We start from the raw sequence: 17,878 nt of genomic DNA, 5'->3' as shown, positions 1-17,878 counted from the left end.
GTGTTGTGCGGTGCAGTGAGACCGGTTATGCAAACTACCGCCGTTCGGTCAAACCGATAAAAACGATCTCGCCAATCGGAATTTTCGTTTTCGTTTCATGACCTGACGTCAGTTTTGAAATCGCCTTTCCGTCCGGCCAGTGTGTCCGCCGGCGGGTGCCCAACCGGATGGATCGATGCTCCCGACGCTTCGTCAGATGCAGTATTTTGTCGCACTCGCGGAGCAGCGCACCTTCGTCCGGGCGGCCGCGGCCTGTCATGTCACGCAATCGACGCTGTCGGCCGGGATTCGGCAATTCGAAGCCTGCCTGGGGGCGGATCTGATCGACCGCTCCGGCCGCACGCTGGCGTTGACGCAGGCCGGTCAGAGCGTGCTCGATCGCTCGATCTCGATCCTGCGCGATGCCGAGGATCTCGTCGGCCATGCGCGGATCGCGCATCAGCCGCTTTCGGGGCGGCTGCGTCTCGGCGTGATCCCCTCCATTGCGCCCTTCCTGTTGCCGCGTGCGCTGCCGGGCCTGCGCAAGGCGCATCCGGAGTTGCGCCTGCACTTGCGCGAGGATCTCACGGCGCCGCTGATGGAGACCCTGCGCGAGGGGCGTCTCGACGCGGTCCTGATTGCCTTTCCCCAGAATGTGGGCGACTGCGACAGCGAGATGATCGGTGACGACCGTCTCCTGCTTGCCCTTCCCGGGGATCATGCGCTGGCCGCGCTCGCGCAACCGGTCGATCTCTTGCGTCTGCGCGACGAGCCGTTGCTTCTGCTGGAGGACGGGCATTGTCTGCGCGAGCATGTGTTGCGGGCCCTTGCCGGCGCCGCGCCGAGCGAGGCGGACGACATTCGCGCCTCCTCGATGACGACACTGGTGCAGATGGTCGACAATGGCCTCGGGATCACGCTCGTGCCGCAGATCGCGGCCGATGCAGGGATCGCTCGCGGCACGCAGCTTGCCATCGTGCCGCTTGCCGGGACCGAGGCAACGCGCCAGCTCGGCGTCGTCTGGCGCCGGCGGTCCGTGCATGCCGCCGACGCAAGGGCCCTTGCGGCCTTCCTGCGCGGCTATCTGGCCGCCTGTCGCGAAGCTGCGGCCGAGGTCGCGGCATGAGGCGGGATCGCGGTCCGGAGAACAATGAGCCGGTGCGCGGCAAGCGGCGTTCGCTCTGGCGTCGGATCCGGCGCTGGATGCTGCGGGGACTGGTCGTCGTGCTTCTGCTGCCGCCGGTGTTGATCGTTGTCTATGCGGTGGTGCCGCCGGTGAGCACCTTGATGCTCGACCGTTATGTGCGCTTCCTCTGGGTCGACCGGACCTATGTGCCGCTGGAGGCGATTTCGCCGCATTTGATCCGCTCCGTTGTCGCTTCGGAGGATGCGAAGTTCTGCGAACACGGCGGTATCGACTGGGAGGCGCTCGGCAGCCAGATCGAGGCGCTCGGTGAGGGCGAGGATGTGCGCGGCGCCTCGACGATCACGATGCAGGTCGCGAAAAACCTCTTCCTGTGGACGGATCGAAGCTATGTGCGCAAGGCGCTGGAATTGCCGCTGGCGCTTCTGATCGACGCAATGCTCAGCAAGAAGCGCATTCTCGAGATCTACCTCAACGTCGCGGAATGGGGCGAGGGGATCTTCGGCGCGGAGGCCGCCGCCCAGGCCTGGTACGGCAAGACGGCGCTGGCCCTCGGACGCCGCGAGGCAGCGCGGCTTGCCACCGCACTGCCGGCGCCGCTTGCGCGCAATCCGGCAAGCCCCGGCCCCGGGCATGCGCGGCTGGCGCGGGTGAACCGGGCGCGCGCGGCCGATATTGCTCCGCATCTCGGCTGCCTGCCCGGATTTGCGGCGTCGCAGTGATGCGGAATCATCAAAAAAAGTCCCTTTCGGGCTGGCAAAATGTCCAAAGGTTCTGTATAAGCCCGCCATTCCTGCACACCGTGTGGACCCACGCCCCGGGCTGACCCGGTCCGGGTTCGCTGGATATTGCACGACGGAGAGAACAAGAATGGCCGTTCCGAAGAGAAAAACATCGCGCATGAAGCGCGGCGCACGGCGCTCCGCGGACGCCCTGGCGCAGCCGACCTATGTCGAGGACAAGGATTCGGGCGAATTGCGCCGCCCGCATCATGTCGATCTCAAGACCGGCATGTACCGGGGACGTCAGATCCTGGCGCCGAAGACCGACGCCTGATCAAAGCGGAACGCTTTGAAGCGTTAAAGAGCCGGCGTGTTCGCGCCGGCTTTTTTGCGTTGTCTTTCGCGACATGTGAGGCGCTGCGTCGACGTGTCATGCGACACGAAAAAGGGCTACCGGATCGCTCCGGAAGCCCTTTTTGCGTTTCACGTCCTGTTGTCGGCGGTCTCAGCCATTCGCGTAGTACTGACCGCCGTTCATCGTGATGACCGCGCCGGTCATGAAGGCGGCCTGTGTCGAGGCGAGATAGACGACGGCTCCGGCGATTTCCTCCGCCTTGCCGAGACGGCCGACCGGGATGTTGCCGATGATGCCTTCCAGCACCTTCTCCGGCACGGCTGCGACCATGTCGGTGTCGATGTAGCCCGGGCAGATCGCATTGACCGTGACGCCCTTGCGAGCGGTTTCTGCGGCCAGCGCCTTGGTGAAGCCGATCACGCCGGCCTTGGCCGCGGAGTAGTTGGTCTGTCCGAGCTGACCCTTCTGGCCGTTGATCGAGGAGATGTTGATGATACGGCCATGGCCGCGCTCACGCATGCCGTCAATGACCGGACGCGTCATCGTGAACATGGAATCCAGGTTGGTGCGGATCACCGCGGACCACTGCTCGTAGTCCATCTTGTGGAACCAGCCGTCGCGGGTGATGCCGGCGTTGTTGACGAGCACCTCGACCGCACCGAGGTCGGAGACAACCTGGGCGACGCCGTCATGGCAGGCCTGCGGATCGGCCACATCCCACTTGTAGACGTGAATGCCGGTCTCCGCCTTGAAGGCTTCGGCCTTTTCCGTGTTGCCGGCGTAAGTGGCGGCCACGGTGTAGCCGGCGTCCTTCAGCCCCTTCGAGATCGCGGCGCCGATGCCCCGCGTTCCCCCTGTCACGATTGCCACATTGCTCATGAACGTCCTCCCCTTTGGCGGTTCGAAATAGCCGCAAACGATCTTTTTTCGTCAGCGGTTTGATGGCGATACGTTGAGGCGCCCGCCTTGATCCTCATCAATCGGCGTTTCAGGCGGCCATCCGCCCATGGTGGTGCGCGATTGAAATTCACATTTGAAATCAAGCGTGTGAGTCACGACGCACGAAAGGGTTCGCGCGTCGTGACTGAGCCGAAAGTCTAGTGGCCCGACAATGCCGCGCCTCAGCGTTCGACGCAGAGCGCCACGCCCATGCCGCCGCCGATACACAGGGTCGCAAGACCCTTCTTGGCGTCGCGCCGTGCCATCTCGTGAAGCAGCGTGACGAGGACGCGGGCGCCGGAGGCGCCGATCGGATGGCCGATGGCGATCGCGCCGCCGTTGACGTTCACGATGTCCGGGTTCCAGCCCATGTCTTTGTTCACGGCGCAGGCCTGGGCGGCGAAGGCCTCGTTGGCTTCCACCAGGTCGAGATCTTCCGCCTTCCAGCCGGCCTTTTCCAGCGCCTTGCGCGAGGCGGGGATCGGGCCCGACCCCATGACGGCCGGATCGACGCCGGCGGTCGCCCAGGAGGCGATGCGCGCCAGCGGCGTCAGGCCGCGGCGCGAGGCTTCGGCAGCACTCATCACGACGATGGCCGCGGCGCCGTCGTTGATGCCGGAGGCGTTGCCGGCGGTCACACTGCCATCCTTGGTGAAGGCGGGGCGCAGTTTGGCCATGCCGTCGAGGCTGGCGCCATGGCGAATGTATTCGTCCTGGTCGACGATCTTTTCGCCCTTGCGTTCCTTCACGGTCACCGGCGTGATCTCGTCGGCGAAGCGCCCGGCCTTCTGCGCGGCTTCTGCCTTGTTTTGCGAGGCGACGGCGAATTCGTCCTGCTGGTCGCGGGAAATCTGCCACTTCTCGGCGACGTTTTCCGCCGTCTGGCCCATATGGTAGCCGTTGAAGGCGTCCCAGAGGCCATCCTTGATCATCGTGTCGATAAGCTTGAAGTCGCCCATCTTGTAGCCGGAGCGCATATGCGCGCAATGCGGCGAAAGCGACATGTTTTCCTGTCCGCCCGCGACGATGATCGAGGCGTCTCCGGCCAGGATCTGCTGCATGCCGATGGCGACGGTGCGCAGGCCCGAGCCGCATACCTGGTTGAGGACCCAGGCGGTCGCGCTTTCGGGAATGCCCGCCTGGATGGCGGCCTGGCGCGCCGGGTTCTGGCCGGTGCCGGCGGTGAGGACCTGACCGAAGACAACTTCGTCCACATCCGCGGCGTCCACGGAGGCGCGCTCGAGGGCGGATTTGATCGCGGTCGCGCCGAGCTCATGAGCCGGGGTGTTTGCAAAGGCTCCGTTGAAGGAACCGACGGGGGTGCGCGTTGCGCTGACAATAACGACGTCGGTGGGTGCGCTCATGTATGTTCTCCGAAACTCCGGACCTCCCGGGGTGCACGCTTGTCCCCTCAATGGTTTTGTGCGTGCGCGTTCCCCAAACTAGAGACGCTCGACCTGCCATAGTCAACCGGCACTCCACGTATGCACGCGCGTTTTGCAGGCCGCGCGGCTCGTGCTTTCGTCGGGGTGGCGGGCACAACCACGCGTTTTGCAATCATGCCGACAAAACGGTGGTGCCGATGGGGGGGATTGGCTTATCGTGCTGGAAACGAAAGAGTGGCGCATGCGGCCGGTTCGGCTGCGTGGAGCCGGGAGGAATGCCGCGTTGCACCTCTCTCCGGTCTGGTCTGGCCCGATCCGATCACCTGCAGAGAGGCGACGCCCGAAGCCGGGATCCGATACACGATATGGCAAAAACGAGCGATCCGACGATCATCAAGAAGTATGCAAACCGCCGTCTCTACAATACGGGGACGAGCACCTATGTCACGCTCGAAGACCTGGCGATCATGGTGAAGGATGAAGAGGATTTTGTCGTTTTCGATGCGAAATCAGGCGACGACATCACCCGGTCCGTTCTCACGCAGATCATTTTCGAGCAGGAGAACAAGGGACAGAATCTTCTGCCGATCACGTTCCTGCGGCAGCTGATCCGCTTTTACGGCGACAGCATGCAGAATGTGGTTCCGAGCTATCTCGATTTTTCGATGACCTCGCTGACCAAGGAGCAGGACCGGCTGCGCGAACAGATGTCCAGCGCCTTTGGCGCGACCGCCTTCGATGCGATCGAGGATCAGGTCAAGCGCAATGCAGAGGTCTTCGACCGTGCCATGAAGATGTTCCTGCCTTTCGGGCAGGAAAAGGACGGCGAGGGCGGACCGGCGCAGAACGGCGAGGCCGGGAGCGCAGCACGCGCCGGCGGGGTCGAGGACTTCGACGCGCTGAAGAAACAGCTCGACGCCATGCAGAAGAAGATCGACGAACTGGCAAGCGACAAGGAGTGAGGGGCGGCCGCCGTCTCGCGGCAGCCGCTGACGCTCAGCCGCCGTCGGCCTGGAGGCCGGCCGCCTGGATTCCGGCAATGGCGCAGGCCTCGTCGTTGTCCGAGGTGTCGCCGGTGATGCCGACGGCCCCGAGGATCGCGCCCCCGTCCCCGTCACGTACGAGCACGCCGCCCGGCACCGGTACGATGCCGCCGCCGGCCGCGCCATTGAGGGCTTGCACGAAATGCGGGCGGGTCTGGGCATTGGCGTCCAGCCAGCGCGACCCCGCTCCCACCGCGATCGCACCATAGGCTTTGCCGGTGGCGATCTGCGGCCGCATGATGGACGATCCGTCCTGGCGCATCAGCGCGATGACATGCCCGCCCGCATCGAGAACCGCGACGGTCAGCGGCTTCAGGTCGAGGTCGGCGCCCTTGGCAAAAGCCGCCTTGATAATTTTCTCCGCTACGGAAAGAGTGAGTTTGCTCATTTGCAAAAATCTCCGCAATGACATCGGTGTAGGGTCGGGAAACGGCTATCAGGGTCTCTGTTGTGTTCCAATGGAGAAAATCGACAAAGACCCATTCCGATTTCGAAACAATGGGGCGCGCCGGCGGGCGTGTCATCCGACCACGGGAAGCGGGATGTTGCACCCTCCCCTCCGCGACGAGGCCGGATGACAGGCGTTGCGGTGCCCGCGACACGCTTCCGCGGCACAAGCACCCGGTGCCCAGGCAACAAGAGGATGCACACCATGCGCGATTTCCATCATCCGGGCCGTTCTGCGGCCTATGCGACGACCGCGATGGCGGCGACCTCGCATCCGCTGTCGACGTCGGCCGCCATTGAGGTTTTGCAGGCGGGCGGCAATGCCGTCGACGCCGCGGTGGCGGCCGCCGCCGTCCAGGCCGTCGTCGAGCCGCAGATGACGGGCATCGGCGGAGATTGTTTCGCGATCGTCGCCAATCCCGATGGCAGCGTGCACGGTCTGAACGGCTCGGGCCCGGCGCCGGCGGCGGCAACGCCGGACAAGCTTGCCGAACTGGGCGTCACGCAGATCGATTTCAACAGCCCGCATGCGGTCACCGTGCCGGGAGCGGTCCGCGCCTGGGAGGTGCTGCTGGCGCGTCACGGGACCCGCAGCCTCGGCGACGTCCTGAAACGGGCGATCGGCTGCGCGCGCGACGGGTATCCGGTGACGCCGCGCGTGGCCCACGACTGGGCGCGCAATCTGGAAAAACTCTCCGCCGATGCCGGTGCGGCCGACGAATACCTGATCGACGGTGCGATCCCGAAGGTCGGGCAGGTGATGCGTCACCGGGCACTTGCCCGCACGCTGCAGGCGATTGCCGATACAGGGGCCAAAGCTTTCTACGAAGGCGAGGTCGCCCAGGATATCGTCGATACGCTGGCCGCCAAGGGCGGACTGATGACGATGGACGACCTGGCGGGTATGGAGACGCTCGACATGACGCCGGTGGTGCGCAATTACCGCGGCATCGACGTGGCCGAGCTTCCGCCCAACGGTCAGGGCTTCATCGCCCTTGTCATGCTGGGCATCCTGGAGCGCTTCGACCTCGCTGGCCTCGATCCGTCAGGGCCGGAACGCTTCCATCTGGAGATGGAGGCCGGCCGGCTCGCTTATTCCGTGCGCGACCTCTTCCTCGCCGATCCCGATCACATGGCCTATGGGCCGGATGCCTTCCTCACGCCGGCCTATCTCGACAAGCTCGCCGCGCGGATCACGCCGTCCTCGCGTATTCCCGACATTCCGCCGGCGCTGCTCGGGCCCTCCTCGGACACGATCTATCTCTCCGTTGTCGATGATGCCGGCATGGCCGTGTCGCTGATCAATTCGGTCTACAAGGATTTCGGCTCCGGCATCTGCGCGCCGAAGAGCGGCGTGCTCTTGCAGAACCGGGGCGCCTGTTTCCGGCTTGAACCGGGCCACCCGAACTGCATCGACGGCGGCAAGCGTCCGCTGCATACGATCATTCCGGCCATGGCGTTCAAGGACGGCAAGCCGCATCTGTCGTTCGGCGTGATGGGCGGGGGCTACCAGCCCTGCGGACACGCGCATGTGCTGACCAACATGGTCGACTTCGGCATGGACCCGCAGGAGGCCATCGACGCGCCGCGCATGTTCTTCGACGAAACGACCCATGTGCTGCAGGCGGAGCGAAGCGTTCCGGCGGAAACCTTGTCGGTCCTGCGCGGGCTCGGGCACGAGATCGTCGAGGCCCCGGGGCCGATCGGCGGCGCGCAGGCGATCCTTATCGACCGTGACAATGGCACGCTGGTCGGCGGGTCCGATCCGCGCAAGGACGGCATGGCGCTGGGGTACTGAGGGGCGCGATCAGGTTCCGGACCGGATGGAAGGCGGCGGGAGATCCTGCCGCCTTTTCATTCGCGCTGAGCGCCTAAGGCCTGATGACAGGGCTCAACGGCTGACGGAAAGCACGCGGCCGGCGTCCATGTGGCGCGGCTGGCGCTCGGTTGCGCGATAGGCGTCGACCGCCTGCGCCGGAGCCGCGCGACGGCGTGCACGGGTTTGCGGCATGTTGTCCCGCGTTGCGATCAGCTGCGCAAGAAAGGCGGCATTGGTGCGATGCAGCCGCGAATATCCCGTCTCCCGGGTTTCGACCACCGGTTCGATGGCGACCAGGGTTCCGGAGCCCGATGCCGCGCGTGAATCGGTCGTCGCGCCGGCATTCGCTGCCCTCGTCCGTCTCGTCGTCGATCCCGCTGTGACACGGTTGGCTGGTTCAATCCGCATTGTCGCCTCCCGGGCGTGCCAATTTGAGACATTGGCGTTGTTACCGGGTAATTTAGCGCAAATGCCGTGCCAGGCGATAACCTCTTGTTAACTATTTCGCGATGCGCGCGCGAATCGCGCCGGTTGTCCCCGGATTTCCGCCGTTTTTTCTGTTGCGGGCGAACGGTCGGTGCGTGCGTTCAGTGGTAGTCGTCGCCGCGCGAGACACCGAAATCGCGGCGCGCGCCGGTGATGGTGATGCTGAAGCCGGCGATTACGTCCACAAGCGAGATGCAGATCAGGATGAAGAACACGGAGGTCGCCGCCTCGCGGACGGTGAGAAATTCCACCAGATAGGCGACGAAGACCAGCGTCGACAGAATGTGGTCGGTCAGTGCGACGACGCCCGTGCGGGTTGCCTTCAGGAGTTCTATGAACAGCAGGACGAGGCCGGACAGGATCATCAGGTCGCCGATGACCAGCGTGAAGCGGGCGCCGGAGACCAGTTCGACGGTGAGCACCGGTCCGAGCCACGGATCTCCGCCCACATCTCCCAGAAGCGAAAACGCGAGCAGGTTGTAGACCAGCAGCGGCGCCAGGGTCAGCGGTATCGACACGATGAACGGCATGGCCGGGATCCTTTCCGGGAGCAGCTGTGGGCGAAGGGCATCGTCGGCGGAGAAAACATGCGTGCGTGGCGCGGGCATCGATTCGCGTGCGTTTCATCCGTGGCGCGATGATGCTGTCTTCCCGGCGTGGCCGCAAGGGCTGCTTCCCCTCGCCCGGGGACACAAAAAAACCCGGAGCCTGGGCTCCGGGTTTCAAGGTGCGGCCGATGCGGGATCGGCCGTCACGGGAGAGGCAAGGCCGGATCAGACCCGCTGGCTGCCCTGGCCGAACTCCGGATAGGCTTCGACGCCGACTTCCGTCTTGTCGAGGCCGAGCGCCTCTTCTTCCGGGGTCACACGCACGCCGATGGTCGATTTCAGGATGAGCCACACCACCAGGCTGACGCCGAAGGTGAAGACACCGAAGGCGACAACGCCCACGCCCTGGACATAGAAGCTCGCGTCGGAGTTGGACAGCGGCACGATCATCGTGCCCCAGATGCCGGCGATCAGGTGAACCGGGATCGCGCCGACCACGTCGTCGATCTTCAGCTTGTCGAGGAGCGGCACGGTGAAGACCACGATGACGCCGCCGATGCCGCCGATGATGATCGACTGGAAGACGCTGGGGGCCAGCGGCTCCGCGGTGATCGAGACGAGACCGGCGAGCGCGCCGTTCAGCGCCATCGTCACGTCGACCTTCTTGTACATGATCTGCATCAGGATCACCGCGACGACGACGCCGGCAGCGGCGGCCATGTTGGTGTTGACGAAGATCCGCGACACGTCGGTGGCGTCGGCGATGGTGCCCATGGCAAGCTGCGAGGCGCCGTTGAAGCCGAACCAGCCGAGCCACAGGATGAAAGTGCCGAGCGTGGCGAGCGGCATGGAGGAGCCGGGCATGGGATGGACCTGGCCGTCCGCGCCGTATTTCCCGGCGCGTGCCCCGAGAACCAGCGCGCCGGCAAGAGCGGCCCAGCCGCCGACCGAGTGCACCAGCGTGGAGCCGGCGAAGTCGGAGAAGCCCATGCCGTCAAGCCAGCCCGCGCCCCACTCCCAAGAGCCGCCGATCGGATAGATGAAGCCGGTCAGCACGATCGTGAAGATCAGGAAGGGCCACAGCTTGATGCGCTCGGCGAGCGTGCCGGAGACGATGGAGGCCGTTGTGGCGCAGAACACCATCTGGAAGAACCAGTCGGAGGCGGTCGAATAGCCGGTGTCGAGCGCATTGCCGCCGACGGGGTCGATGCTGTAGGGCCCGAGCGATCCCATGAAGCCGCCGTCGACGCCGGTGTACATCAGGTTGTAGCCGGTGATCCAGAACATCAGCCCCGCGATGGAATAGAGCGTGATGTTTTTCAGGCACTGCATGGAGACGTTCTTGCTGCGCACCATGCCGGCTTCCAGCATGGCAAAGCCTGCAGCCATCCACATGACGAGGAACCCGCCGATCAGGAAGAGCAGCGTGTTGAAGATATAGGCGGTCTCGCCCGACAGCGAAAACTGCGGCGTGTCCTGCGCGAGCGCCGGACCGCTCGCCGCGAGCGTCGCGACAATGGCGAGACCGGCGGACTTGATACGGTTGTTCATCGGATTATCCCCTGCTCGAATGGATCAAAGCGCGGCGGCGTCGGCTTCGCCGGTGCGGATGCGCTGAACCTGGTCGAGCGCGTAGACGAAGATCTTGCCGTCGCCGATCTGTCCGGTCTTGGCGGCACCGGCAATCGCATCGACCACCTTGTCGGCAAGGTCGGAGGCCACGGCGACCTCGATCTTCAGTTTCGGAAGGAAGCTGACGGCGTATTCGGTGCCACGGTAGATTTCCGTGTGCCCCTTCTGGCGTCCGTACCCCTTGACTTCCGTGACTGTCAGTCCCTGAACGCCGATGCTCGTGAGGGCGTCGCGCACCTCGTCGAGCTTGAACGGCTTGATGATGGCCATCACGATTTTCATGCTCGCTTCCCGTTCCTTTCCCTGCTTGCCCCTGCCCGTCGGAAGCGGCTGGCGCTTGCCGGGGGCGGTTGTCGGCGGCGCGTCGTCCGGTGAATGCGCGATGCGCATGGGAGCCGGCGCCGACCAACGCCAAACCTCAGGTATCAAGGAGCGTGCCAACTCGTATTGCAGTGCAAAAAAGCGGCGGGCTTGCCAGGTGTTGATTCAGAATTTATCGAGGAAAATCAAAGGCTAATAAAAAGCCGAACCACTTTGCGTAACCCGTGCTTCGGCCGTGTTGCCACCGGCTGGCGCATGGTCAAAAAATATGCAGACTCGCCTCGCGGGTCTGCATAAAAAATAAGCTAAAATAGCGTGTGCCTGGAAATCAGGCGCCGAACCCGCCGTCGGCGAGATAGGCGGATTCCGCTGCGGTCGTGTCGCGTCCGAGCGCGGCGTTGCGATGGGGAAACCGTCCGAAGCGGCGAATGACGTCCATATGCACCAAGGCATAGAGATAGGTGGTGTCGTCGCCGAGGCGGCGGAACAGGTCGACGCTGCGCTCCTGCGCGGCCATGTCCTCGGCATGTTCGAACGGAAGATAGAAGAAGCTGCGTGCCATTCCCGGGTAGGCGCGGTCAAAGCCCGCGTCGAGCGCCCGTTCTGCGATGGCGAGCGCGCGAGCATCACTCGAATAGGCCCTGGCGTCGTTGCGGTAAAGGTTGCGCGGGAACTGGTCGAGAAGCAGAAGCAGCGCCAAAGCGCCGTGCGGGGTGCCGGCCCAGTCGTCCAGGGCGCCGAGTCCCGCCGCCGTCACGGCCGGCTCGAACCGCTGGCGGATTTCGTCGTCGAAGGCCGCATCGCTGGCAAACCATTTTTTCGGCCCGGCTTTCCACCAGAAATCCAGGATTTCGAAGGGATCGATCTTGTCGCGCGTCATTTCAGGCCTATCCTCGGGTTGCGTCATGCGACTATCGCATCGCCGGAACGGGCGTGGAACCCCAGGCAGGCGGGGGCCGGCAACACGACGACCGGCTTCGCACCGATGGTCATACCGACAATCCATTGGACAGGGACGACCCCAGTGACCGAACCGCTGACCGAGCTCGATCTGAAGGGGCTGAAATGCCCGCTGCCGGTGCTCAAGGCGCGCAAGGCGCTTGCCCGGCTGCCTGCCGGCACGCGGGTGCGGATCGAGGCGACCGACCCGATGTCGGTGATCGACATTCCGCATTTCTGCAACGAGGCGGGCCATCGTCTCGTGTCGCGCGAGCAGGCCGGCGAAACGCATGTCTTCGTGCTGGAGCGCGGCGGCGAGCCGGGCTGAGTCCGGGAGCCCGTTGGCGTTTTGCATGTGCGCTTTGACACCTAGGTCGCGGCGATCGCGTCCATCGCCTTTGCCATCTTCACGTCGAGCTGGCTGAGGCCGCCCGCGTCATGGGTGGTCAGGGTCACCTTTACCGTCTTGTAGACGTTGAACCATTCTGGATGGTGGTTCAGCTTTTCCGCGACCAGCGCGGATCGCGTCATGAAGCCGAAGGCTTCGTTGAAATCGCGGAAGGTGAAGGTCTTCTCGATTGCGTCGCGGTCCGCGGCCGGGGCCCAGCCGTCAAGGTCGGCCAGGGCTGCGGAGCGTTCGCTGTCGTCAAGACGGGATGCCATATGCAAGATCTCCTGTGTCGAGGCCCGCGCGAATTCCAGGCGCTTGAATGCCTTCCCCCTTCACCTAGGATGTGCGTTCCGTGAAAACACCCCCTGCCGTGGGGATCTTTATTCGCCATCCGCCGATAGGCCGGTGCGTCCTGGGGAGAGCTGCATGACCTCCGTTTTGTTCGTCTGTCTTGGCAATATCTGCCGGTCTCCGCTGGCGGAGGGCATCCTGCGGGCAAAACTCGTATCCATGGGGGCCGACGGGCGGATCGGGGTCGATTCGGCCGGGACCGGGAGCTGGCATGTCGGCAAGGCGCCCGATCCCCGGTCGATTGCGATCGCGCGGCGCAACGGCATCGATCTCACCCGCCTCAGGGCGCGGCAGGTGACGGCTGCGGATTTTCAGCGCTTCGATCTCGTGCTGGCGATGGACGGCGACAATCTCGCGAACCTCAAGCCGATGCGCGTTAACGGCGGCGGCGTCCTGCGCCGGTTCCTGGATGTCGATGTGCCCGATCCCTATTTCGGCGGACCCGACGGCTTCCAGCGTGTGTTCGAGATGCTCGATGCGGGCTGCGACCGTCTGCTCCCGGAGGTCACGCAGGGCGTTTAAGTCCGGGGCTTTCGTTCCTATGTGAAATGGACGAGGCGTTGATGTCACCCGGAGGCGACTCACCCCTGCGCGGATCCGACAGACGTTTCGATCGCGAAACGGCGAAGTGCCAAACAAGGAGGTCGAAGATGAGCGGCTTGCGCATCGAACACGAAAGCTGGATTCTTGTCGGCGACGGTGAAAAGGCTCTCTTTTTCCGCAATGAAGGCGATGCCGACTATCCGAATTTCGAGGTTCTTCGGGTCCTGGAGCACGAGAATCCCGCCACGTCCGAACAGGGGACGGACAGTCCCGGTCGACGCGCCGACGGGCCCGGCGCCCACCGCAGTGCCATGGAGGACACCGACTGGCATACACTCGAAAAGCATCGTTTTGCCAAGGAGGTGGCCGAGGCTCTCTACAAGGCGGCCCATGCCGGGCGCTTCTCGAAACTGGTGGTCGTCGCGCCGCCGATGACGCTGGGCGACTTGCGCAAGGCGTTTCACAAGGAGGTCGCAAGCCGGGTGGTGGCCGAAGTCGACAAGACGCTGACCGGCCATCCGCCCGACCAGATCGAGCGGATCCTCGCGACCAAGGACTGACCGGCGAAGACCGCCCGGATCGTGCTGCGGTGCCGCAGGGTTAAGCCGTCCTTAACCACGTTTGGGGTTGAGTCCTCTTTGACAATGAGGACCGACGCATGTCCGTTTGGATCATCCCCTCGCGCGCCATTTGCGTCGCGCTGGCAGTCTGCCTGTTCGGCCCCGCCGCGCAGGCGGAAACACTGCGCGACGCCATGCGCGAGGCGTATCGGCAAAGCCCTGCGCTGAAGGCCGAGCGCGCGCGGCAGCGCGCGACGAATCAGGGGGTGTGGCAGGCGCGCAGTGCCTTCCTGCCGCGCGTGTCGGGCAGTTATGGGGTGGAGCGGCGCGATTACCGCGACCACCTGAACGCGACGGACAACGATCGCTTCGAGCACAATCTGGAGATCACGGCGGAACAGACCCTGTTTCAGGGATTTGCCGGCGTGAACCGTCTGAATCAGGCGCATGAGGAAAGTGCGGCGGGGCAGGAGCGGCTGCTGGGCGCGGAACAGGACCTCCTGTTTGGAACCGGCCGGACCTTTCTCGCCGTCCTCAGGGACCGGAACAACGTCGCCCATCGAAAGAGCTATCTTGCACTCGTGGGCGAGGAACGCAGGTCGGCGAAGCGCCGTGTCGAACTCGGCGACGCCTCGCGCACCGATGTCGATCAGGCCTCCGCTCGTTACAATGAGGCGCAGGCCGATCTGGAACAGGCGCTCGGCCAGCTTGCGGCAAGCGATGCCGCCTATCAGCGGCTGGTCGGCCGGGAGCCGGGCAAGCTGGCATGGCCGGCCCTGCCGGCCGACCTGCTTCCCGCGTCGCTGGGGGCGGCGATCGACATCGCCATGCGGGGCAATCCGACGGTGCGCTCGAAAGTCTCCGAAGCACGGGCCTCGCGGTTCGCGGCAAGGGCCCGCGTCGGCGACATGCTGCCCAGGGTCACGGCCAGCGCGTCTTACCTCAACGAATACAGAGACAGTCTGGCAACGCGATCGGTCGAGGATTTTCAGGTCGGTGTGCGGGTCAATGTTCCGATCTTCACCGGCGGCAGCAACATCGCCAGCGTGCGCCAGGCCAAGGAAACGGCCGCGCAGCGCGAATACGAGGTCGACGACACACGTCTTCAGGTGCGCGAAAGCGTGATCGCCGCGCAGAAGCAGATGGAAACCTCCCGCCGGCGGGCGGAAGCCGCAAGGCAGGCGATTTCCGCGAACGAACGCGCGGTGCGGGGTCTGAAGATGGAATATCGCGGTGGGGAACGCACGCTGCTTGATGTTCTCAACGGACAGCGCGAACTGGTCGACAGCCGGACGGTCTACGAGAACGCCCGTTTCGACCGCGCTGTGGCGGAACTCTTTCTGCTGGCGACACTCGGCCGCTTGTCGCCCGAGCGCTTCGGCGTTCCGGCAAAGGTCGTCGCCGTGCCGGCGCGCCTCGTTCCGACGATGGAAAGCTGGTCGCTCAGGCTGGACAAGCGCGACTGACCGGCCGTAGCCAAGGCGCTGCTGTCGCGGTCGTCACCACTGGATCTGTTCGATCTCCTGGAAGTCGATGCGGCTGCCGTCCTGCATGTCGATGTAGCCCGCCGCATCCTGCGAGAGATCCAGATGACCGTTGGCGCTGTCGTCGGTCAGGATGTTTCCTTGCGTGATCGTCACCGTCCAGTCGGTCCCGTAGTCGCCGAGCTGCACGGAGGCGCCATCGCCGAGGTCGAGAATATCGGTCCAGCCACCTCCTGCGCCGCCGGCGAGCGTGTCGCTTCCGTCGCCGGCCGCATAGATGAACAGGTCCGCGCCGTCGCCGCCGTAAAGTGCGTCGTCGCCGCCGCCGCCCGCCAGCACGTCGTTGCCCGCGCGGCCGCTGAGGAAGTCGTCGCCGGCATTGCCGTAGAGTGTGTTCCCGCCGGCATCGCCCTTCAGCAGGTCGTTGAAGGCCGAGCCGCGCACGTCCTCGACGTTCGAGACGCTGGATTTCACACCATAGCTGAAGCTGTAGTTTCCGTTGGCGTTGTAGTTGCCGATATCGATGACCGCGCCCGTGGCGAGATCGATGCCGATGCCGTAGTTCGTCGTGTATCCCCCGGGCGAAGAGCTTGAGAAATCCACCAGGTCCGTGCCGTCGCCCCCGTCGACGAGATTGCCGCCGTCGTTGTAGCGCACATTGTAATGAATGATGTCGTCGCCGGCGCCGGCCGAGACGGTATCTCTGGCCATTCCGCTGTCGATGACGTCGTCATAGGCCGTGCCTGCCATGGTGTCGGAGCCGCTCGTTCCTGTCAGGGTCTGGCCGTCCCCTCCGTCGACATGCACCCTGAGCGCGGTATGCGTGGTCGCGGTGTCGCCGTTGAGCGCCTCTGTCGCCGTGGCGGAGACGGTTAGGTGCATGGTTCCGGTGTAGTCGGATGGCGGGGTCGCGCGCAGACTGGCAAGGTTCCAGCCGGTCACGTTGGCGCTCGCGTTATCGCTCGTCGCCGTGAACGTGTTGCTGCCGTCGGAAATGACGGTGCCGTTCGGCAAGCCGGAAAGGGCGAGCGACAGCGCCTCCGAGCCGTCGGTGTCGAAGAGACTGCCGGAGAGGTCCGGGAGATCGATTGCCGTGTTCGCCGCGCCGCGCGCCGCGTCCTCAAGTGTCTCGGCGATCTGGATGTTGTCGAGGAACATGCCGCGACCGCGGCTGACGTCGACGCCGGCCTCGCGGAACTCGATGCGTGTCGGGTCGCCGTCGCCGGGCAGCGTGACCGTATAGCTCTGCCACACCGGCTCCGAGCTGGCGGTTCCGTCGGCGGAGAGCGTGGCAATCACCTCGCCGTCCCACAGGATCTCGATGCGGTTTACCGATGCGTCAAAACCTGGCCGGCCCGCGTAGTCGAAGGTCAGCTCGTAGGTGCCGTTCGCCTCCGTTTCCACTGTGCGATAGATGTTCGGCGCGTCGGGAAACGCCGGTGGAGAGTCGTCGTCGTCGTCGCCGCTGGGCTGATTGTCCGGGTCCATGTTCAGTTCGATATGCGTTGTCGAAGCCGGGCTCGACGAGCTCTCGAGCCCATCGCGCACCTCGATTGCGCCATCCGAGTTCCAGCCCTCGTAGGTCGAGACGAACTGGCTGGCGGCACCGCTCTCGAAGTCGGTACTGAAGGCATTTTTTGTCGTGGAGCCGACCGCGACCGCGGGGGCATCGGCAACCGCGGTCACATCGACCAGGGCCCATGATCCCGCATTGTATTCTCCATCCGTCACGGCGAAGCTCAACGGTACATAGTTCGCCGCGTAGTCGCTCGTCGGGGTGAAGGTCCAGGTGCCGTCGCCATTGTCTGCAAGTGTGCCATAAGCGGGATCCACCGCGACACTGGAAACGGTCAGGCTGTCGCCGTCGACATCGGAACTGTTGGCGAGCAGTTGGGCGGCGGTGATCGTCAGGCTGCCGTCTTCCGCGACCGCGCCGAGAGTGACCAGCCCCGCGCTTGGCCCCTCGTTCACGTCGTTGACCGCGAGGTCCAGATCCTCCGAGTGGGTGTTCCCGGCGGAATCGGTTACTTGCACGGTTACGGTGTGTCGGTCCGCAGTCTCGTGATCCAGGTTCGCTCCGGCTTTTACCCGGATTTCGTTCCCGACGATTTCGAAGAATCCGGACGGTTCGTTGGTGAAGGCATAGCTGTGGCTGTCGCCGGCATCGGCATCCACGGTCGAGAGCGTCGCGACCACCGTGCCCGAAGCGCTGTTTTCATCGACCGTTCCACCACTCATGACGATGTCGGTCGGCGTTTCATCGATGACATTCGTCACATCGACCGCGAAGGTTTCCGACGAGGTGCTGCCGTCGGTGGATGTTGCGGTGACTGTGACGTCGATGCTGGATTCCGTCTCCGCATCGAAGCTTGCGCCGTCTGCGACGCGCACGGTGCCGTCGGGGTCGACGGTGAAGCGGGTGTCGTCAACGGCGTAGCTGACGCTGTCGGACTCATCTGCGTCAGTGGCGTTGGCCACGATGCCGACCGTTGTGCCGGTGGAAGCATCCTCGGCCAGGGTGTTGGCGCTGGCGTCCGTGTCGGTGACCGGTGAGACGGCGCTCTCGTTCACGTCGGTGACGTCGACCGCAAAGGTCTCGCTGGACGTGCTGCCATCGGTGGAGGTCGCCGTGACGGTGACGTCGATGCTGCCCTCCGTCTCCGCGTCGAAGCTTGCGCCGTCTGCGATGCGCACGGTGCCGTCGGGATCGACGGTGAAGCGGGCGTCGTCGACGGAATAGGAGACGCTGTCGGTCGCATCGGAATCCGTGGCATTCGCGACGATGCCGAC

The 17,878-nt window shown here is 64.6% G+C and carries 19 protein-coding genes; 9 read left to right on the top strand and 10 right to left on the bottom strand.

Annotation, left to right across the window (positions count from 1 at the left end):
* The first annotated feature begins 175 nt into the window (after window positions 1–175).
* From G572_RS0107530 to rpmF, 3 genes are all read left to right on the top strand, one after another.
* A complete protein-coding gene (locus G572_RS0107530; RefSeq protein WP_029057942.1) occupies window positions 176–1,105 on the top strand; it encodes a hydrogen peroxide-inducible genes activator in 930 nt (309 codons plus the stop codon).
* Complete coding sequence (gene mtgA / locus G572_RS23000) at window positions 1,102–1,845, top strand: monofunctional biosynthetic peptidoglycan transglycosylase (protein ID WP_051241971.1); 744 nt, start codon at window positions 1,102–1,104, stop codon at window positions 1,843–1,845. The genes G572_RS0107530 and mtgA overlap by 4 nt, the downstream gene beginning before the upstream one ends.
* A gap of 148 nt (window positions 1,846–1,993) precedes the next feature.
* On the top strand, window positions 1,994–2,179 hold the full coding sequence (rpmF, locus tag G572_RS0107520; protein ID WP_029057941.1) for a 50S ribosomal protein L32: 186 nt from the start codon (window positions 1,994–1,996) through the stop codon (window positions 2,177–2,179).
* A 171-nt stretch (window positions 2,180–2,350) separates the two neighbouring features.
* Here rpmF and phbB read toward each other — a convergent pair whose 3' ends face one another.
* Together phbB and G572_RS0107510 are read right to left on the bottom strand one after the other, a co-directional pair.
* Complete coding sequence (gene phbB, locus G572_RS0107515) at window positions 2,351–3,079, bottom strand: acetoacetyl-CoA reductase (protein WP_029057940.1); 729 nt, start codon at window positions 3,077–3,079, stop codon at window positions 2,351–2,353.
* Between the two features lie 242 nt (window positions 3,080–3,321).
* On the bottom strand, window positions 3,322–4,503 hold the full coding sequence (locus tag G572_RS0107510; protein ID WP_029057939.1) for an acetyl-CoA C-acetyltransferase: 1,182 nt from the start codon (window positions 4,501–4,503) through the stop codon (window positions 3,322–3,324).
* Between the two features lie 386 nt (window positions 4,504–4,889).
* Between G572_RS0107510 and phaR the strand changes: the two genes are divergently transcribed.
* Window positions 4,890–5,486 carry a polyhydroxyalkanoate synthesis repressor PhaR gene (gene phaR, locus G572_RS0107505; protein ID WP_029057938.1) on the top strand — a complete coding sequence of 199 codons (597 nt, stop codon included), beginning with the start codon at window positions 4,890–4,892 and terminating at the stop codon, window positions 5,484–5,486.
* Between the two features lie 34 nt (window positions 5,487–5,520).
* Here the strand turns inward: phaR and G572_RS0107500 are convergent, their stop codons facing one another.
* Window positions 5,521–5,955, bottom strand: a complete 435-nt coding sequence (locus G572_RS0107500; protein WP_029057937.1) for a GlcG/HbpS family heme-binding protein — start codon at window positions 5,953–5,955, stop codon at window positions 5,521–5,523.
* A 264-nt stretch (window positions 5,956–6,219) separates the two neighbouring features.
* Between G572_RS0107500 and ggt the strand changes: the two genes are divergently transcribed.
* Window positions 6,220–7,812: a gamma-glutamyltransferase gene (gene ggt, locus G572_RS0107495; protein WP_029057936.1), complete on the top strand. Its 1,593-nt coding sequence runs from the start codon at window positions 6,220–6,222 to the stop codon at window positions 7,810–7,812.
* Between the two features lie 93 nt (window positions 7,813–7,905).
* On the opposite strand, the gene G572_RS22995 is transcribed toward ggt, so the two are convergent.
* From G572_RS22995 to G572_RS0107470, 5 genes are all read right to left on the bottom strand, one after another.
* The gene (locus G572_RS22995; protein ID WP_051241970.1) at window positions 7,906–8,241 is read right to left on the bottom strand and encodes a hypothetical protein; all 336 of its coding nucleotides are present in this window, start codon (window positions 8,239–8,241) and stop codon (window positions 7,906–7,908) included.
* A 179-nt stretch (window positions 8,242–8,420) separates the two neighbouring features.
* Entirely contained in the window at window positions 8,421–8,849 is a 429-nt protein-coding gene (locus tag G572_RS0107485) for a hypothetical protein (protein ID WP_029057935.1), read from the bottom strand.
* A gap of 243 nt (window positions 8,850–9,092) precedes the next feature.
* On the bottom strand, window positions 9,093–10,418 hold the full coding sequence (locus G572_RS0107480) for an ammonium transporter (protein ID WP_051241968.1): 1,326 nt from the start codon (window positions 10,416–10,418) through the stop codon (window positions 9,093–9,095).
* Between the two features lie 24 nt (window positions 10,419–10,442).
* Window positions 10,443–10,781, bottom strand: a complete 339-nt coding sequence (locus G572_RS0107475; protein ID WP_029057933.1) for a P-II family nitrogen regulator — start codon at window positions 10,779–10,781, stop codon at window positions 10,443–10,445.
* A 367-nt stretch (window positions 10,782–11,148) separates the two neighbouring features.
* Window positions 11,149–11,700, bottom strand: a complete 552-nt coding sequence (locus G572_RS0107470) for a DUF924 family protein (protein WP_029057932.1) — start codon at window positions 11,698–11,700, stop codon at window positions 11,149–11,151.
* Window positions 11,701–11,844: 144 nt separating this feature from the next.
* On the opposite strand from G572_RS0107470, the gene G572_RS0107465 reads away from it, so the two are divergent.
* Window positions 11,845–12,087 carry a sulfurtransferase TusA family protein gene (locus tag G572_RS0107465; RefSeq protein WP_245566176.1) on the top strand — a complete coding sequence of 81 codons (243 nt, stop codon included), beginning with the start codon at window positions 11,845–11,847 and terminating at the stop codon, window positions 12,085–12,087.
* A gap of 41 nt (window positions 12,088–12,128) precedes the next feature.
* Here the strand turns inward: G572_RS0107465 and G572_RS0107460 are convergent, their stop codons facing one another.
* Window positions 12,129–12,431 carry a 4a-hydroxytetrahydrobiopterin dehydratase gene (locus G572_RS0107460; protein ID WP_281168761.1) on the bottom strand — a complete coding sequence of 101 codons (303 nt, stop codon included), beginning with the start codon at window positions 12,429–12,431 and terminating at the stop codon, window positions 12,129–12,131.
* Between the two features lie 145 nt (window positions 12,432–12,576).
* On the opposite strand from G572_RS0107460, the gene G572_RS0107455 reads away from it, so the two are divergent.
* The 3 genes from G572_RS0107455 (at window position 12,577) to G572_RS22990 (ending at window position 15,070) form a co-directional block, all read left to right on the top strand.
* A complete protein-coding gene (locus G572_RS0107455; protein WP_029057929.1) occupies window positions 12,577–13,023 on the top strand; it encodes a low molecular weight protein-tyrosine-phosphatase in 447 nt (148 codons plus the stop codon).
* A gap of 128 nt (window positions 13,024–13,151) precedes the next feature.
* Window positions 13,152–13,604 carry a host attachment family protein gene (locus G572_RS0107450; protein ID WP_029057928.1) on the top strand — a complete coding sequence of 151 codons (453 nt, stop codon included), beginning with the start codon at window positions 13,152–13,154 and terminating at the stop codon, window positions 13,602–13,604.
* Between the two features lie 98 nt (window positions 13,605–13,702).
* Complete coding sequence (locus G572_RS22990) at window positions 13,703–15,070, top strand: TolC family outer membrane protein (protein ID WP_051241961.1); 1,368 nt, start codon at window positions 13,703–13,705, stop codon at window positions 15,068–15,070.
* A gap of 33 nt (window positions 15,071–15,103) precedes the next feature.
* Here G572_RS22990 and G572_RS22985 read toward each other — a convergent pair.
* Window positions 15,104–17,878: cadherin-like domain-containing protein (locus G572_RS22985; protein ID WP_037546214.1), on the bottom strand; the 2,775-nt coding region annotated here is incomplete at its 5' end.

It is taken from the genome of Stappia stellulata DSM 5886, assembly GCF_000423705.1.
In the GTDB taxonomy this organism is placed as follows: Bacteria; Pseudomonadota; Alphaproteobacteria; order Rhizobiales; family Stappiaceae; genus Stappia; species Stappia stellulata.
Note: the sequence above shows the minus strand (reverse complement) of the source record. Positions and strands in the feature narration are given on the sequence as shown.

Excerpts from the sequence above, each read along its gene's own strand:
- G572_RS0107500 (WP_029057937.1), bottom strand. The coding sequence starts at position 5,955 with ATGAGCAAACTCACTCTTTCCGTAGCGGAGAAAATTATCAAGGCGGCT.
- phaR (WP_029057938.1), top strand. The coding sequence starts at position 4,890 with ATGGCAAAAACGAGCGATCCGACGATCATCAAGAAGTATGCAAACCGC.
- G572_RS0107530 (WP_029057942.1), top strand. The coding sequence starts at position 176 with ATGCTCCCGACGCTTCGTCAGATGCAGTATTTTGTCGCACTCGCGGAG.
- mtgA (WP_051241971.1), top strand. The coding sequence starts at position 1,102 with ATGAGGCGGGATCGCGGTCCGGAGAACAATGAGCCGGTGCGCGGCAAG.
- G572_RS0107480 (WP_051241968.1), bottom strand. The coding sequence starts at position 10,418 with ATGAACAACCGTATCAAGTCCGCCGGTCTCGCCATTGTCGCGACGCTC.
- G572_RS0107450 (WP_029057928.1), top strand. The coding sequence starts at position 13,152 with ATGAGCGGCTTGCGCATCGAACACGAAAGCTGGATTCTTGTCGGCGAC.
- G572_RS0107470 (WP_029057932.1), bottom strand. The coding sequence starts at position 11,700 with ATGACGCGCGACAAGATCGATCCCTTCGAAATCCTGGATTTCTGGTGG.
- G572_RS0107455 (WP_029057929.1), top strand. The coding sequence starts at position 12,577 with ATGACCTCCGTTTTGTTCGTCTGTCTTGGCAATATCTGCCGGTCTCCG.
- G572_RS0107510 (WP_029057939.1), bottom strand. The coding sequence starts at position 4,503 with ATGAGCGCACCCACCGACGTCGTTATTGTCAGCGCAACGCGCACCCCC.
- G572_RS0107475 (WP_029057933.1), bottom strand. The coding sequence starts at position 10,781 with ATGAAAATCGTGATGGCCATCATCAAGCCGTTCAAGCTCGACGAGGTG.
- ggt (WP_029057936.1), top strand. The coding sequence starts at position 6,220 with ATGCGCGATTTCCATCATCCGGGCCGTTCTGCGGCCTATGCGACGACC.
- G572_RS22990 (WP_051241961.1), top strand. The coding sequence starts at position 13,703 with ATGTCCGTTTGGATCATCCCCTCGCGCGCCATTTGCGTCGCGCTGGCA.
- phbB (WP_029057940.1), bottom strand. The coding sequence starts at position 3,079 with ATGAGCAATGTGGCAATCGTGACAGGGGGAACGCGGGGCATCGGCGCC.
- G572_RS22995 (WP_051241970.1), bottom strand. The coding sequence starts at position 8,241 with ATGCGGATTGAACCAGCCAACCGTGTCACAGCGGGATCGACGACGAGA.
- G572_RS0107485 (WP_029057935.1), bottom strand. The coding sequence starts at position 8,849 with ATGCCGTTCATCGTGTCGATACCGCTGACCCTGGCGCCGCTGCTGGTC.
- rpmF (WP_029057941.1), top strand. The coding sequence starts at position 1,994 with ATGGCCGTTCCGAAGAGAAAAACATCGCGCATGAAGCGCGGCGCACGG.